The sequence below is a fragment of the Rhodospirillales bacterium genome, assembly GCA_016710335.1.
In the GTDB taxonomy this organism is placed as follows: domain Bacteria; phylum Pseudomonadota; class Alphaproteobacteria; order Rhodospirillales; family Defluviicoccaceae; genus JADJXQ01.
This window is the reverse complement of the sequence record JADJXQ010000001.1, coordinates 689847-704999: the sequence shown is the minus strand read 5'-3', so window position 1 is coordinate 704999 and position 15153 is coordinate 689847. Positions and strand designations below refer to the sequence as shown.

Below are 15153 nucleotides of genomic sequence, written 5' to 3'. Positions count from 1 at the left end.
TGCGCCTTCGCGTACGCCTGCAACGCCGAGAACCGCTCCACCCTGGCGCTCGCCTGCACCATCAACTTCGCCGCCATCGCCCGCCGCGGCGAACAATTGATCGCCGTCAGTGATGCGAGTGCGCGGGCCGGCCGCACCGGCATCTACGACGTCACCGTCACCGCGGCCGGCGATGGCCGCACCATTGCGCTGTTCCGCGGCCACTCCTACCGTATCGAGGGAGAGACGATCCCCGGCCTCGGCGATCCCCCTGAAGGTGTCGCGAGCCCCGTCTTGACTGCGTCGTCGTCATGACCAACTTGAAGCTGCGCACAACGCAAACGAAAATCATCAACGAGCCAAGGCAGAGGAGGACCAGCATGGCACTCAGAATCGGTGACGAAGCGCCCGACTTCACGGCGGAGACCACCGAAGGCACCATCCGTTTCCACGAGTGGATCGGCGACGGCTGGGCGATCCTGTTCTCGCATCCCAAGGACTTCACCCCGGTCTGCACGACCGAGCTTGGCTACATGGCCGGCCTCAAGTCGGAGTTCGACAAGCGCAACTGCAAGATCATCGGCCTCAGCGTCGATCCCGTCGACAACCACGCCAGATGGGCCAAGGACATCGAGGAGACCCAGGGTCACGCCGTCAACTATCCGATGATCGGCGATCCGGAGCTCAAGGTCGCGACCCTCTACGACATGCTGCCTGCCGGCGCCGGGACCACCTCCGAAGGCCGCACCGCCGCCGACAACCAGACGGTGCGCACCGTGTTCCTGATCGGCCCCGACAAGAAGGTGAAAATGTCGCTCACCTATCCGATGAGCACCGGCCGCAACTTCGACGAGGTACTGCGGGTGCTGGACTCATGCCAGTTGACCGCCAAGCACAGCGTCGCCACGCCGGTCAACTGGAAGCAGGGCGAGGACGTGATCATCGTGCCGTCTGTGTCCGACGAAGCCGCCAAGGACAAGTTCCCGGGCGGATGGAAGACGGTGAAGCCGTACTTGCGTATCGTCCCGCAACCGCGCGCCTGAGGGCTCTCGGCGACCGGACCGCGCTGGGGGGGTTCGGGAAGGGAAGGAAGCGGGACGCGCGCCGTGCGGTGGTCAAGCGCCCGCGGCCAGCCCCGCCGCGAGACCTCCCGCCAGCCACAGCATGGCGGCGGCCGAGAGCGCCTGGAGGATCCGGTCGCTCATCGAGCTTTCGCCGCCGCCGTGGCCGCCCATGCGCTGCTGCCAGAAGATGAACAGCGCGCTGACCGCCAGGAAGACGAGATTGAGCGCGGCCGTGTAGTTGAGCTCGAAGAACTGCCGGTCGGTAACGCTTTCCGCCGATCCCGAATCAGGCAGCAACCCCAGCGCTGCGAAGCCATAGTGTAACAACAGGGCCGTTGCCACCAGCACCACCAAGAACACGCCGAGGATGTAAAACGCCATCCGCCAGCCGTAATATTGGGCCTGGATGCGCAGCACCGGAAACACCACCAGATCACTGAAGATGAATGCCATGATGCCTGCAAAGCTGACGCCGTTGCTGAACAGCACGGCGGCGAGCGGAATGTTCCCCATCGACCCGATGAACGTGAAGAACGCCGCGACCGGGCCGATCAGGCATTGCACCAACACCTGCCACACGGCGGGATCGGAGGTGCCGGCGCCGACGAACAGGGTCTGGAAGAAGCTTTTCGGCACGAACGCGGCGATGACGCCGGCGACCGTGAAGCCGACCAGCACGTCCTTCCACACCATGCCCCATTCCATCACGTAGCGCATCGCCACCTTGTGCCAGCCCTCGCGGGAGCGGATCAGCTGCTTCCAGTCGGGAACATCCTGATCCTCGTCTTCGCCGCTGGCCTCACGGGCGCGGCGGCGCGCCTCCTCGATCAGGCCGCCCGGCCGGGTGAGGCGGACCACCAGCCACATCAGCAGGATCAGCAGCACCCCGCCCACGTACTCGCCGACGACAAACTGCCAGCCGAGAAAGATCGCGATGATGATGCCGAGTTCGATCACGAGGTTGGTGGAGGCGAGGAGGAACGCCAGCGAAGGGATCAGGCCGGCCCCCTTGGCGAACAGGGCGCGCGTGGTGGCCAGCGCCGCGAAGCTGCATGAGCTGGAGATGAAGCCGAAGCCTGTCCCGAGCGCGACGCTCTTGCCCCCGGCCTCGCCCATGCTCTTCTTCATGCGTTCGCGGGTGACGAACACTTGTATCATGCTGCTGATCAGGTAGCCGAGGCCGAACGCCCAGAACGCCGTCCAGAAAAGGCCGAGGGAGGTGACAGCGGCTTGGTGCCAGGTCTGGAGGAAGGCGCTGTCCATGTCTTGCCCAACGCGCATCAGTGCACAGAGTTCCCACATCTTCGAGAAGGCCCGATCGACCGCCGCTCCGCTCCGGCGACGAAGCGATGGAAACAAAGTGCCATTCACGTTAACGTCGGCGACACCTATGCTTACGCTACTTTGACTGCGGGCCGCGCTGGGCAGATGTGCCAACGCAAGACGAAGAACAGAGAGAGGCTATGGCGGACGTCGCACCTCCTTCCGGCGACACATACGCCGGCGCACGTTTGATCGAAGGCGGGGCAGTGTGTCCGCCGATGGTCGGCATCGGGGCATCGGCCGGCGGCCTAGAGGCGATGAAGGAACTCCTCGCCGCCATGCCCGACGACACCGGCGCCTTCTTCGTTTTCGTTCAGCACCTGGATCCCGACCACAAGAGCATGCAGGCCGAACTGCTCGGGCGCTGCACGTCGATGGCCGTTTTGGATGCCGAGGACGGCATGGCGGCGGATGCCAACCGGCTCGTCATCATTCCTCCCAACGCCACCTTGACTATCAGCGGTGGGGTGCTGCGCCTTGCGCGGCCCGCGCCGCCGCGCACCCACCGCACCCCGATCGACACGTTCTTTCGGTCGCTGGCTAGCGATCAGGGCGAGCGCGCCATCGCCATCGTTCTCTCCGGAACCGGCAGCGACGGCACCCATGGTCTGAAGGCGGTCAAGGAGGCTGGTGGCTTCACGATCATCCAGGACCCTGCCACCGCCAAGTACGACAGCATGCCGCGCAACGGTGAAGCCACTGGGCTGGTCGATCTGGTGCTGCCGCCTTCGGAGATGCCTGCCTGCATCGTCGAGTATCTGGAGCACCTTCGCGAGGATGCCGAACGCGCCGTATCCGATGCCGATCGGTCCGATCCTCGCGAAGATCTGGAAAAAGTCTGCAGTCACCTGAAAAGCATCACCGGCCATGACTTCCGCGACTACAAGGAGCCGACGCTGCAGCGGCGCGTGCAGCGGCGCATGCAGGTGCTGCGGATTCGGGAGATGAGCGAATACGTCGAGCGCCTGCGCGACGACCGGAAAGAGGTGCGCCAGTTGTTCCGCGAGATGTCGGTGTCGATCACCAGCTTCTTTCGCGACCCCGACGCCTTCGATGCGGTGGAAAGCAAAGTCGTCAACGCACTCGTCGGCGCGAAGGGCGAGGGCGACACGATCCGCGTGTGGGTGTCCGGCTGCGCCACCGGCGAGGAGGCTTACTCCCTCGCGATGATTTTGCGGGACACGTGCGAAGCGCACGGCAAGGGGATCGGCCTGCAGGTGATCGCGACCGACATCGACGAGGCCGCGCTGGAGGTGGCGCGGCGCGGCATCTATCCGGACAGCATAGCCGGCTATGTGCCGGAACGGTTCATCAGGCGTTTCCTCCGGCCTGCGGGCGGCGACTACCAGATCAGTGACGAGATCCGCCAGCTCTGCATCTTCTCGACGCAAAGCCTGATCAAGGACCCGCCGTTCAGCCGGATTGATCTGATTTCATGCCGCAACGTGCTCATCTACCTCAAGGCCGAACTGCAGAACCGCCTCATTCCTGTGTTCCACTATGCCCTTCGCCCCGACGGCTTCCTGTTCCTCGGCCCGTCTGAAAACCTGTCCCGTCACGACAAGCTGTTCAGGGTCGTCGACAAGAAGTGGCGCATCTTCCAGCGGCGCCAGACGAGCGGGCGCCGGCCGTTGACGTGCCCGTTGCTCGATCTCGTCGGAGACGATCGCCGCGGCGCAGAGTCGTCCCTTAAGCACGGTGCGACCAAAAGCGACCCTGTGCTCGCCGCGGCGGAGCGGGCGATCCTGGACGACCTCGGCCCTGCTTACGCCGTCGTCGGCAAAGGTCGGGAGCTGGTGTATTCCGGGGGGAGCATAGACCGCTATCTCAAGCTCCAGCGGGGGACGCCGTCGCTGGAGATCCTTACCATTGCCCACGAAAGCCTGCGCTTGGATCTCCGTGCGCTGCTTCATCGGGCGGCGATGGAGCAGGGCGACGCAGTCCGGGACAATGTCGCGTTTCCTGCGCCGGAGGGGCAGCGACGTCTGACGCTGGTGTGCCGGCCGCTCGGCGACGACCGTACGGATGGGCAGCACTACCTGATCGTGTTTCGCGACAACGGGCTCTTGCCGACAGGCCAAGCGCCGTTGACCGACGGAGACGGCCGCGATGGCCAGGTCCGGGCGCTGGAGACTGAGCTTCGCGAGACTCGCGAATACCTGCAGACCGCAACGGAAGAGCTCGAATCTGCCAACGAGGAGCTCAAGTCGGCCAACGAAGAGTTGATGTCGATGAACGAGGAGCTCCAGAGTTCGAACGAGGAGCTGGAGACTTCCAAAGAAGAGCTGCAGTCTCTCAATGAAGAGCTCGGGACCGTCAACGCGGAGTTGGCCAGCAAGGTCGAAGAACTTGCCGACGCTCACGCCGACTTGCAGAACTTGCTCGAGAGCACTCAGATCGCCACCCTGTTTCTCGATCAAGCGATGCGGGTGCGGCGGTTCACGCCGGTCGCGCGTGACGTCTTTCACCTGATCAGCGCCGATGTCGGCCGGCCGATCGGCGACATCACGACCAGGATCGAGAACGTGGACCTGGCCGCGGAAGCCAGGAACGTGTTCGAAACTCTGACGCCGGTGGAGCGGGAGGTTTCGGTTCGCGACGATGGCGATGCGTACATCATGCGCCTGCTGCCGCTACGAACGCCAAAGGAAGTAATCATTGGCGTGGTCGCCACCTTCGTCAACGTCAGCCGGCTCAAAAAGGCGCAGGATGAGATCGCCAGCCTCAACATCCGCCTCCAGGCACAGGTCGCCGATCTCGCGGCGGTGCTCGATCTGGCGCCGATCGGTATCGCATTTGCCGATGATCCGACGTGTGCCCAGATCGAGGTCAATCGCTACGGCTCTCAGATCATGAGCGTCCCCCGCCGCGTACTGCCGGCGGATCGCGCCAAGGCCGGTTACCGCTTCCAGCGCAACGGCGTGGAAATTCCCGCGAAGGACTTGCCGCTTCAGACCGTGTGGCGAACGGGCAAGCCGGTGGAGGATTTCCGGGCGACCTACGTCCCGCCGAAGGGTGCTCCCTTCGAGTTTCTCATGTCGGCGACGCCGGTGCTCGACGATGACGGAAGGGTGCGGCGGGTGATCGGCGTCTATGACAATATCACCCGCCTGGTCGAAGCGCAGGCTGCCGCGGAGACCCGGGCCGCGCAGCAGGACTTCGTCGCGACCACCGGCAGCCGTAGCCTGCGCGGGCAAAGCGGCGGCGATTTGTTCGCGGCGCTGCCCGAGGATATTGCGCGGCTTCTCGACGTGGACCTCGCCGAGATTCTCATACATGAGCCGGAAAGTGACGCATTCCGGGTGCGCTCCGCGTTCGGGCTTGATGACGCCGTGGGGTCGCTGATCACCGTTGGTGGCACCAGCCTGGCCGGCTACACAGTCCAATCCGGGGCGCCGGTCATCATTGACACCATCGCCGACGAGAAGCGCTTTTCGGTCCCCGAGTACATTCGGGCGTCGAAGGCGGCGACCGGCATCAATGTCTTGATCGGCGATCCGCAACATCCGCTCGGCCTTCTCAACGCCTATTCGTGCCGGCACCGGGTGTTCACCGCCGACGACGTCAAGTTTCTGCAATCCGTCGCCAATATCGTGGCCGCGACCTTGCAGCGCGACGCGTGGCGCGGCCAACAGCGCTTGCTGCGCAGCGAGCTCCGCCATCGCGTCAAGAATCTCCTGGCGATGGTTCAGGCGATCGCGGCGCTTTCGTTCCGTTCACCGGCCCCGAGAAGCGATGCGGTGCGGAACTTCATCGCTCGCCTGGAAGCGCTCGGACGGGTCCACGATCTTCAGTTCCACAGCAACTGGAAGGAGATCGATTTCGGCGAATTGGTGTTGAGACAGATCGAGCCCTACGACGCCAGCGGCGTCCGCATACGCTGCGCCGGCGCCACCGGGATCCGGCTGCCTTCGGAACTGGCGGTCGACATGGCGATGGCCATTCATGAACTCACCACCAACGCCGCGAAGCACGGAGCGCTGTCGCGCGACGGTGGTAGCGTTGCCCTCTCGTGGCGGCGGGAAATGCAAGGCGACGGCTCGCTGATCATCTTCGAGTGGGCCGAGCATGACGGCCCTCCGATCGACGAACCGGCTGGCGAAGGTATTGGCTCCAAGCTCCTGCAAGCCATTGGCAGACGCTCCGCCGTCACCCTCACTCGTAGCCTCGACCGCGACGGCGTTCGCTGCCGCATCGAGATTCGCCTGCCCGGTCCCTCCGCCCGCGACGGGGACGACGTATGAGCTTGTGACCTACGACCGGGGTCGGCGACGTAGTGCCGTGGCATGTGCCGGGGCTTGCAACGGTCGCGCGAATGAATAATGTCTTTGGCGATTGTCAGATGGGAGAGTTTCGTGCCGGTCCTGATCTACGTGCTGATTTTCTTGTGGGCGGGGCCGCTGGTGGCCACGCCGGGCGAGGCGCGCGCCGACGAACAGCTCGCTAACCTGCAATCCGACGCTGCATATCCGGTGACCAAGGTTCTGGTTCTCAAGAGCGAGCGGAGGCTGTTGCTGTTGAACGGCGAGTTCGTGCAGCGGAGCTTCGAGGTCGAGCTGGGGCGGAACCCGGTGGGCGCGAAACAGCATCAGGGCGACGGCCGAACTCCGGAAGGAGACTACATCATCGACTGGCGCAAGCGCGACAGCCAGTACTACCGAGCGCTGCACATCTCCTACCCGAGCGGCCGAGACGTCGAGAAGGCCCGCAGCCTCGGCCGCCCGGCGGGCGGCATGATCATGATTCACGGCCAGCCGTCCCAGTACAACGTGCAATATCTCAAGATCGATGACGACTGGACCCAGGGCTGCATCGCCGTCAGCAATGCGGCGATGGATGAATTGTGGTCCGTGGTCGCGGACGGAACGCCGATCGAGATCCGACCCTAGAACAACCGGCCGCCGCCCTCGCAGCCGCCGAAAACATCGCCCCGCGACTCACGAAGATGGTCCCCCAAAGGAGCCTAAGCTATCAATGGTGTTGGTAGCGGAGGAGGGACTCGAACCCCCGACACGCGGATTATGATTCCGCTGCTCTAACCAGCTGAGCTACTCCGCCTACCGCAGGGCCGACTGGAACCGAATATGAATGAAGTGGCGGGAGTGTCAAGTTCATCCGGCGCGGGTAGCGGCCACCGCGGCGGCAGCCCCCGTGCCGTGGGTTTGGGCTCGATCCCTGCGGTCGCCGCGGGTTCGTCGCCTCCGGGTCCACGCCGTATCGCCGGTCATGGCTCCGCGGGCAAAGCCGAGGGAAACGGGACCTTGGGCCGCGGACCGTAGCCCGGCCACGGGCCTTCGTATGCGACAAGGCGGCGGCGGTGACGATCAACGGGGTCCGCGAAGCAGTCGACATCGGCGATGGTGCGATAACAGTAGATCGGCAGCGGCGTGAATCCGGCGACCGGGTCCTGCTTCCATGGGTCGGTTTCACAGCCGGCGATCAGCACCGACAACGCCACGACGATGGCGGCGATCCAGCCCACGCTCCTCGTGCTCCTCCCTCACAGATGCCGCTGCCGGCGACCCGACCTTGATGTTGCTCGATCGTGCCGGCTCAGCCGCCTTCTGCAGTTGAGCGCCCAGACAAGATACCATCATGGCGGGCAGCGCGTCGATAAGAATGTCCCATGGCACCCGGCTCGACGCCGGGAAGCGCGTCAGGATTGAACGTCGATGACCGTCCGCCCCTTGATCCGGCCCTTGAGGATCTGCTCGGCGAGGTCGGGGACGTCCGCCAGCCGGGTCTCGGTCGTCATCTCCTCCAGCTTGTCCATCGGCAACTCGCGTGCGAGGCGCGACCAGGCGATGAGGCGCCGCTCTGTCGGGCAGGTCGCCGAGTCGATGCCGAGCAGGTTGATGCCGCGCAGGAGAAACGGGATGACGGTGGTGGAAAACTGGACGCCGCCGGCGTTGCCGACGATCGCCGCGCTTGACCAGTAGGCCATCGCCGGGATCAGGTTGGAGAGCATGTCGCCGCCGACGTTATCGATAACGCCCGACCAGCGTTCGCGCGCCAGCGGACCCTTCGGCGGCGTTTGCAACTCGCTGCGATCGACGATGGTCGCGGCCCCCAGCCCCTTCAGGTAATCGTGGGTTTCGGCGCGCCCCGTGACCGCCGCCACCCGGTAGCCGAGGCGGGCGAGCAGCGCCACGGCGATGCTGCCGACGCCGCCGCCGGCGCCGGTGACCAGCACCTCGCCCGGCGTCTCCGGCTTGAGCCCGTGATCCTCCAGCGCCATGGTCGCCAGCATCGCCGTGAAGCCGGCAGTGCCGATGGCCATCGCCTGCTTCTGGGTCATGCCCGACGGCAGCGGCACCAGCCATTCGGACTTGACCCGAGCCTTGCCGGCGTATCCGCCCCAGTGCACCTCGCCGACCCGCCAGCCGGTCAGGATCACCTCGTCGCCAGGCTCGAAGCGGGGCGACTGCGACGTCTCGACGACGCCCGAAAAGTCGACGCCCGGCACGTGCGGGTAGGTGCGGACCAGCTTGCCGAGACCCTTCAGGATCATCCCGTCCTTGTAGTTGAGATCCGAATAGGATACCCGGACGACCACGTCGCCTTCGGGCAGGTCCGCGTCGGACAGCGTCTTGATGCTCGACGACACCTTGCCGCCGTCCTCCTCGAGGACCAATGCCTGGAAGTCTCCGCTCGCGGCCATGACGTTCTCCCTTCCTTCTCGTTGATCTTGCTCACGTAGATGACCAGGCCGTTGTCTGAGGCGTCATAGTAACCAGCCGCGCCCCGATGGCGACCTCTTTATGGATTGCTTCGTCGGCTTCGCCGCCTCGCACGAGCGACGCGATGTTGTGTCGCGGCGATCACGTCCGGCGGCCGCCGGCACCATCTCCGTCAAGCCGCCGCCTTGGGCGCTCCTTCGATCACCGTGACGATATCCGCCATGATCACGTTGAGGTCGAAGTCCTTCGGTGTGTAGACTCGCGCCACTCCGGCCGCCGTCAATGATCTGGCATCCTCCGGTGGGATGATGCCGCCGACGATCACCGGCACGTCGGTCATCTCCAAGTCCCGCATCCGCTCCATGATCTCGGCGACCAAGGGCACGTGCGAGCCGGAGAGAATGGATAGGCCGATCACGTGCACGTCCTCGTCGAGGGCGGCGCCGACGATCTGTTCCGGGGTCAAGCGGATGCCCTCGTAGACCACCTCCATCCCGGCGTCGCGGGCGCGGAGCGCGATCTGCTCGGCGCCGTTGGAGTGACCGTCGAGCCCCGGTTTGCCGACCAGGATCTTGATCCGCCGGCCGAGCCTGTCGCTGAGCCCCTTGACGCGCACGCGCACCGCCTGCAGCGCCTTGGCGTCGCTGGTGATCGCCGCCTGCGCGACACCGGTCGGCGCCCGGTATTCCCCGAAGATCTCGCGGAGGCACCCGGCCCATTCGCCGGTGGTGACGCCGGCATGGGCGCAGGCGATTGACGGCGGCATGATGTTGGCGCCGTCCCTGGCTGCCGTCGCCAGATCCGCGAGCGCCGTGGCGACCGCGCCGGCGTCACGCCCGCCGCGCCACGCATTGAGGCTCTCGATCTGCGCCGCCTCGGACTTGGGGTCGATGACCATGATGCTGCCTTCGCCGGTCGAGAGCGGCGACGGCTCGGCGTCCTGGAACTTGTTGACGCCGATTACCACCTGTTCGCCGCTCTCGATGGCCGCCAGTCGCAGTGCGTTGGACTCGACCAGCCGCTGCTTCATGTAGCTCGACTCGACCGCGGCGACAGCGCCGCCGATGTCATCGATGCGCGCCAACTCCTCGCGGGCCCGGTACTTCAGTTCCTCCACCTTTTCGGCAATGACGCCGGCGCCGTCGAAGATGTCGCCGTACTCCAGGAGGTCCGTCTCGTAGGCGACGATCTGCTGCAGGCGCAGCGACCATTGCTGATCCCACGGCCGAGGCAGACCCAACGCCTCGTTCCACGCCGGAAGCTGCACGGCGCGGGCGCGCGCATTTTTGGAGAGCACCACCGCCAGCATCTCCAACAGGATGCGGTATACGTTGTTCTCCGGCTGCTGCTCGGTCAGCCCCAGCGAGTTGACCTGAACGCCATAGCGGAAGCGGCGGTAGCGCTCCTCCTCGACGCCGTAACGTTGGCGCACCATTTCGTCCCACAGATGCGAGAACGCGCGCATCTTGCAGAGCTCGGTGATGAAGCGGATGCCGGCGTTGACGAAGAAACTGATGCGCCCCACCACTTCGGGGAATTCATCTTCGGGCACCTGCCCCGAGGCCTTCACGGCGTCGAGCACGGCTAAAGCGTTCGCAAGCGCATAGGCAAGCTCCTGCACCGGCGTGGCGCCGGCCTCCTGCAGGTGATACGAGCAGACGTTGATCGGGTTCCACTTCGGCACCTCGCGATAGGTGTAGGCGATGGTGTCGGCTGTAAGCCGCATGGACGGCGCCGGCGGAAAAACATAGGTGCCGCGCGACAGATATTCCTTGATGATGTCGTTCTGGGTGGTGCCGCTGAGCGCCTTGCGCTCGACCCCCTGCCGTTCGGCCGCCGCGATGTAGAGCGCCAGCATCCACGCGGCCGGCGCGTTGATGGTCATCGAGGTGTTCATACGGTCGAGCGGGATGCCGTCGAGCAGCGCCACCATGTCTCCCAGATGACAAACCGGAACGCCGACCTTGCCGACCTCGCCACGGGCCAGCACATGGTCTGAGTCGTAGCCGGTCTGGGTCGGCAGATCGAAGGCGATGGAGAGCCCCGTCTGGCCGCGCGCCAGGTTCTTGCGGTAGAGCGCGTTGGACTCCTTGGCCGAGCCATAGCCGGAATAAGTGCGGATGAGCCACGGCTTGTCGCGCGTGCCCGCCGCCCCTTGCGCCGCCCGTCGTGCTGCCGCTTCTTGTGCTGCACTTGCTAAATCGTCGGCCATGCCCTCCCTCCTTTCGCGCCCGCTGCGCCGCCGGGACGTGCGGACAACTCTCTGAATCTCGCTGAATCTCCAGGGTCTGCCCGAGGAGCTTAGCAACTTGTGCATTGCGAAGAAAGACGCAAGCCGCTAAAAGACTTTATTGGTTGTCAACGTCGCACCCAACCAAATTCGCCGGTCTCCGGCAGCATTTTCTTGATGCCTTCGCCGCTGGAGCCGGCCGACCCTCGTCACGTTGCGGCGTTACGACACGCAACGGATCGGATGCTCAGAACGCTCGCGGAGGAAGCCCCATGACCAAGGAAGTCTACGAGATCGGTGACGCCCCGCCGGTCGGTGAAGTGCCTGCCAAAATGAATGCCTGGCTGATACGCGAAGAGCGTTTCGGCCAGCCGACCACCGCCTTCCAGAAGGAAGTCATCGACGTCCCGGAGATCAAGGATGACGAGGCCCTGGTCTACGTGATGGCCGCCGGCATCAACTACAACAACGTGTGGGCCGCCCTCGGGATTCCGGTCAACGTCATCAAGGCGCGCCAGAAAGCCGGCGAAAAAGAGGCTTTTCACATTGGCGGCTCGGACGCGTCCGGCATCGTCTACAAGGTCGGCAAGGACGTCACCAACATCAAGGTCGGCGACGAGGTGGTGGTCCATTGCGGCCAGTGGAGCCGCGACTGCTCCTGGGTCAAGGCCGGCAACGACCCGATGTACTCGCCGACCTTCCGCATCTGGGGCTACGAGACCAATTGGGGCAGCTTCGCCCAGTTCACCAAGGTGCAGGCGCACCAGTGCATGCCGAAGCCGGCGCACATGACGTGGGAGGAGGCGGCCGCCTACACCCTAGTCGGCGCCACGGCTTGGCGCATGCTGCACGGGTGGCCGGAGCACGCAATGAAGCCGAACGATCCGGTGCTGATCTGGGGCGGCGCCGGGGGGCTCGGCTCGATGGCCATCCAGATCGTCCGCGCCGCCGGCGCTATTCCGGTCGCCGTCATCTCCGGCGACGACAAGGTCGACTACTGCATGAAGCTCGGCGCAAAGGGCTGCATCAATCGCAAGGACTTCGACCACTGGGGCATGCTGCCGCACTGGAAAGACGCCGTCGGCTACGCCAACTGGCTGAAGGGCGTCCGATCGTTCGGCTCCAAGTTCTGGGAGGTTCTCGGCGAGAAGCGACAACCCACCGTGGTGTTCGAGCATCCTGGCGAGTCCACCATCCCCACGTCCATGTTCGTCTGCGAAACCGGCGGCATGGTGGTGATCTGCGCCGGCACGACTGGCTACAACGCCACTGTCGATCTCCGCTATCTGTGGATGCGGCAGAAGCGGGTGCAGGGCTCCCACTTCGCCAACGACGAACAGGCTTACGCGATGAACGAACTCGCCCTTGATGGCAAGCTCGATCCCTGCATGTCGAAGGCGTTCACGTATGAGGACTTGCCGACCGCGCACCAGTTGATGCACGACAACCTGCATCCCCACGGCAGCATGGCGGTGCTGATCGGCGCGCCGGACTTCGGCCTAGGTAAGGCCGCCAAAGGACCGGTGGCGCGCGAGCGGGCGGTTTTGCCGGCCGGCGACGTGCACACGTCGCCGCCGCCGTTACCGCTTTCGGCGCCGCTGCCCGACGTCGCCGGCATGGACGAGGAGTTCAAGATCGTCGACGACGGCAGCAAGGTGCGCGACCGCATGCATCCGGGCATCATCTCGTGCTCGCGCTCCGACAACCTGAACGCGGCCGCCAGGATCATGGCCGACAAGGACATCCACGCACTGGTGGTGATCGAAGGGGGCAAGGCGGTCGGCGTCCTGTCGCAGACCGACATTGTCCTCGCCCGCCAGGGACGCAGCATCGACGATGTGCGCAATTTCTCGGTCGGCGACTGGATGAGCCAGGGCTGTGTCACCCGCGACATCGACGATCCGCTGTCTTCGGCCATTTCCGACATGATGCGCCTGCGCATCCATCGGTTGGTGATCACAGAGGACGGCAAGCCGGTCGGCGTTCTGTCGATGACAGACATCGTCCGCAAGCTCATCGACACCGACTGATCGCGAGGGTGCGGACCGAACAGGGCGGTGGCCGGCAACGGCGCCGCCCTGTTCTTCACTGAGAGGCCCCATACAACACGGGGTGGATACTTCGACGCCAAGGGGACGACGCCATGAACGACACTGCCAACGAGAACTTGGCCGACGACAAGCTGTTGATTGCCGACCTGATCCCGACCTGCGAGGAGGCCTACGCCGCCGTCCAGCACTTGCTGGTCGAGGTGCGGAAACAGGTCGCGCGCAGGGTCGTGCGCGACGGTCGCATCTCCGCCGATCTGGTGGACCAGGAGCAGTTCGCCGCCCATGGTTATGCGTGGATGGCGACGTACTCCTCCAGCTTGCGCGCCATGCTGGCGTGGGCCGAACGCCTCCATGGCGACGGCCGCTGGGGGGAGCTGGAGCAGCTCTACCTCCAGGCGGCATTCGGTGAATACCTGGCGCAGATCGCCGGCGGCATTCCCATGTCGCAGGTCGAGATCGTCCGCCCGGGCGATATGGGCGTCCCAGACGAAACCCTGCATGCGTTCTACACGCCGCAGGTCGCGACCCTGATCAAGCACGGCAACACCGCGGCGGTGCGCCACCGGATCGCGCTCTCCATCGCCGACGGCCATTTCGGCGACAACGGGCTCGAAGAAGACATGACCATGATCTCGGATCAGTTCCGGCGCTGGGCCGAGGAAAAGGTGGTTCCCTATGCGCACGGCTGGCACGAACGGGACGAGCTGATTCCGATGGAGATCATCCAGGAAATGGCCGAACTCGGCGTGTTCGGGCTGACCATCCCGGAGGAGTTCGGCGGCCTCGGCATGGGCAAGATGGCGATGTGCGTGGTGACGGAGGAGTTGTCCCGCGCCTACATCGGCGTCGGCTCGCTCGGCACCCGCTCCGAGATCGCCGGCGAGTTGATCAAGCTCGGCGGCACCGATGACCAGAAGGCCCATTTCCTCCCCAAGCTCGCATCCGCCGAGATCCTGCCGACCGCGGTGTTCACCGAGCCCAACACCGGCTCGGATCTGGGCTCGCTCCGCACCCGCGCCATCAAGAATGGCGACGTCTACAAGGTCACCGGCAACAAGACTTGGATCACCCACGCGGCGCGCACCGACCTGATGACCTTGCTGGTCCGCACCGACCCCAACACCGACGGGTACAAGGGCCTCAGCATGTTCCTTGCCGAGAAGCCCCGCGGCACCGACGCCGATCCGTTCCCGGCCAAGGGGATGAGCGGCGGCGAGATCGAGGTGCTCGGCTACCGCGGCATGAAGGAATACGAGATCGCCTTCGACGACTTCGAGGTGCCGGCCGACAACCTGCTCGGCCGTTCCGAAGGCAACGGCTTCAAGCAGCTCATGTCGACGTTCGAGGGTGCGCGTATCCAGACCGCGGCGCGGGCCGTCGGCGTCGCCCAGTGCGCCATGGAATTGGGCCTCAAATACGCCCAGGAGCGCAACCAGTTCGGCCGGCCGATCTTCGAGTTCCCGCGGGTGTTCGGCAAGCTGGCATGGATGGCGACGGAGACCATGATCGCCCGCCAGGTCACCTACGACTCGGCTCGCCAGAAGGACCTCGACCAGCGCTGCGACATCGAGGCCGGCATGGCCAAGTTGTTGGCGGCTCGCGTCGCCTGGGCCAACGCTGACAACGCGCTGCAAATCCACGGCGGCAACGGCTACGCGCTCGAGTACCCGATCTCGCGGGTCCTCTGCGACGCCCGCATCCTCAACGTCTTCGAGGGCGCCGCCGAAATCCAGGCCCACGTCGTCGCCCGCGGCCTCCTCGCCTCGCGGACCTGATCGCCGACGACACGCCGCCGCGGGCTCCAATCGTCATCGCGCGGGGCCCGC

At 65.2% G+C, this 15153-nt stretch carries 10 protein-coding genes and 1 tRNA gene; 6 read left to right on the top strand and 5 right to left on the bottom strand.

Annotated features, from left to right (window positions below):
• Both IPM60_03270 and IPM60_03265 read left to right on the top strand, forming a co-directional pair.
• Window positions 1-294: hypothetical protein (locus IPM60_03270; protein MBK8906938.1), on the top strand; the 294-nt coding region annotated here is incomplete at its 5' end.
• Between the two features lie 65 nt (window positions 295-359).
• Window positions 360-1022: a peroxiredoxin gene (locus tag IPM60_03265; GenBank protein MBK8906937.1), complete on the top strand. Its 663-nt coding sequence runs from the start codon at window positions 360-362 to the stop codon at window positions 1020-1022.
• A gap of 72 nt (window positions 1023-1094) precedes the next feature.
• Here IPM60_03265 and IPM60_03260 read toward each other — a convergent pair whose 3' ends face one another.
• A complete protein-coding gene (locus IPM60_03260) occupies window positions 1095-2306 on the bottom strand; it encodes a permease (GenBank protein MBK8906936.1) in 1212 nt (403 codons plus the stop codon).
• A 200-nt stretch (window positions 2307-2506) separates the two neighbouring features.
• On the opposite strand from IPM60_03260, the gene IPM60_03255 reads away from it, so the two are divergent.
• Complete coding sequence (locus IPM60_03255) at window positions 2507-6610, top strand: PAS domain-containing protein (GenBank protein MBK8906935.1); 4104 nt, start codon at window positions 2507-2509, stop codon at window positions 6608-6610.
• Window positions 6611-6688: 78 nt separating this feature from the next.
• The gene (locus IPM60_03250) at window positions 6689-7255 is read left to right on the top strand and encodes a L,D-transpeptidase family protein (GenBank protein MBK8906934.1); all 567 of its coding nucleotides are present in this window, start codon (window positions 6689-6691) and stop codon (window positions 7253-7255) included.
• Window positions 7256-7347: 92 nt separating this feature from the next.
• Here IPM60_03250 and IPM60_03245 read toward each other — a convergent pair.
• From IPM60_03245 to IPM60_03230, 4 genes are all read right to left on the bottom strand, one after another.
• Window positions 7348-7424: transfer RNA gene (locus IPM60_03245), tRNA-Met, on the bottom strand.
• 166 nt (window positions 7425-7590) lie between these two features.
• Window positions 7591-7848, bottom strand: a complete 258-nt coding sequence (locus IPM60_03240; GenBank protein MBK8906933.1) for a hypothetical protein — start codon at window positions 7846-7848, stop codon at window positions 7591-7593.
• 174 nt (window positions 7849-8022) lie between these two features.
• Complete coding sequence (locus IPM60_03235; GenBank protein MBK8906932.1) at window positions 8023-9027, bottom strand: oxidoreductase; 1005 nt, start codon at window positions 9025-9027, stop codon at window positions 8023-8025.
• A gap of 191 nt (window positions 9028-9218) precedes the next feature.
• Entirely contained in the window at window positions 9219-11258 is a 2040-nt protein-coding gene (locus tag IPM60_03230) for a protein meaA (GenBank protein ID MBK8906931.1), read from the bottom strand.
• Window positions 11259-11548: 290 nt separating this feature from the next.
• Here IPM60_03230 and ccrA point away from each other — a divergent pair, with 290 nt between their 5' ends.
• The gene (gene ccrA / locus IPM60_03225; GenBank protein ID MBK8906930.1) at window positions 11549-13306 is read left to right on the top strand and encodes a crotonyl-CoA carboxylase/reductase; all 1758 of its coding nucleotides are present in this window, start codon (window positions 11549-11551) and stop codon (window positions 13304-13306) included.
• A gap of 113 nt (window positions 13307-13419) precedes the next feature.
• Complete coding sequence (locus tag IPM60_03220) at window positions 13420-15102, top strand: acyl-CoA/acyl-ACP dehydrogenase (GenBank protein ID MBK8906929.1); 1683 nt, start codon at window positions 13420-13422, stop codon at window positions 15100-15102.
• The last annotated feature ends 51 nt before the right edge of the window (window positions 15103-15153 follow it).

Coding starts and splice junctions, on each gene's coding strand:
- IPM60_03265 (MBK8906937.1), top strand. CDS start 360: ATGGCACTCAGAATCGGTGACGAAGCGCCCGACTTCACGGCGGAGACC.
- IPM60_03260 (MBK8906936.1), bottom strand. CDS start 2,306: ATGGACAGCGCCTTCCTCCAGACCTGGCACCAAGCCGCTGTCACCTCC.
- IPM60_03255 (MBK8906935.1), top strand. CDS start 2,507: ATGGCGGACGTCGCACCTCCTTCCGGCGACACATACGCCGGCGCACGT.
- IPM60_03250 (MBK8906934.1), top strand. CDS start 6,689: ATGTCTTTGGCGATTGTCAGATGGGAGAGTTTCGTGCCGGTCCTGATC.
- IPM60_03235 (MBK8906932.1), bottom strand. CDS start 9,027: ATGGCCGCGAGCGGAGACTTCCAGGCATTGGTCCTCGAGGAGGACGGC.
- IPM60_03230 (MBK8906931.1), bottom strand. CDS start 11,258: ATGGCCGACGATTTAGCAAGTGCAGCACAAGAAGCGGCAGCACGACGG.
- ccrA (MBK8906930.1), top strand. CDS start 11,549: ATGACCAAGGAAGTCTACGAGATCGGTGACGCCCCGCCGGTCGGTGAA.
- IPM60_03220 (MBK8906929.1), top strand. CDS start 13,420: ATGAACGACACTGCCAACGAGAACTTGGCCGACGACAAGCTGTTGATT.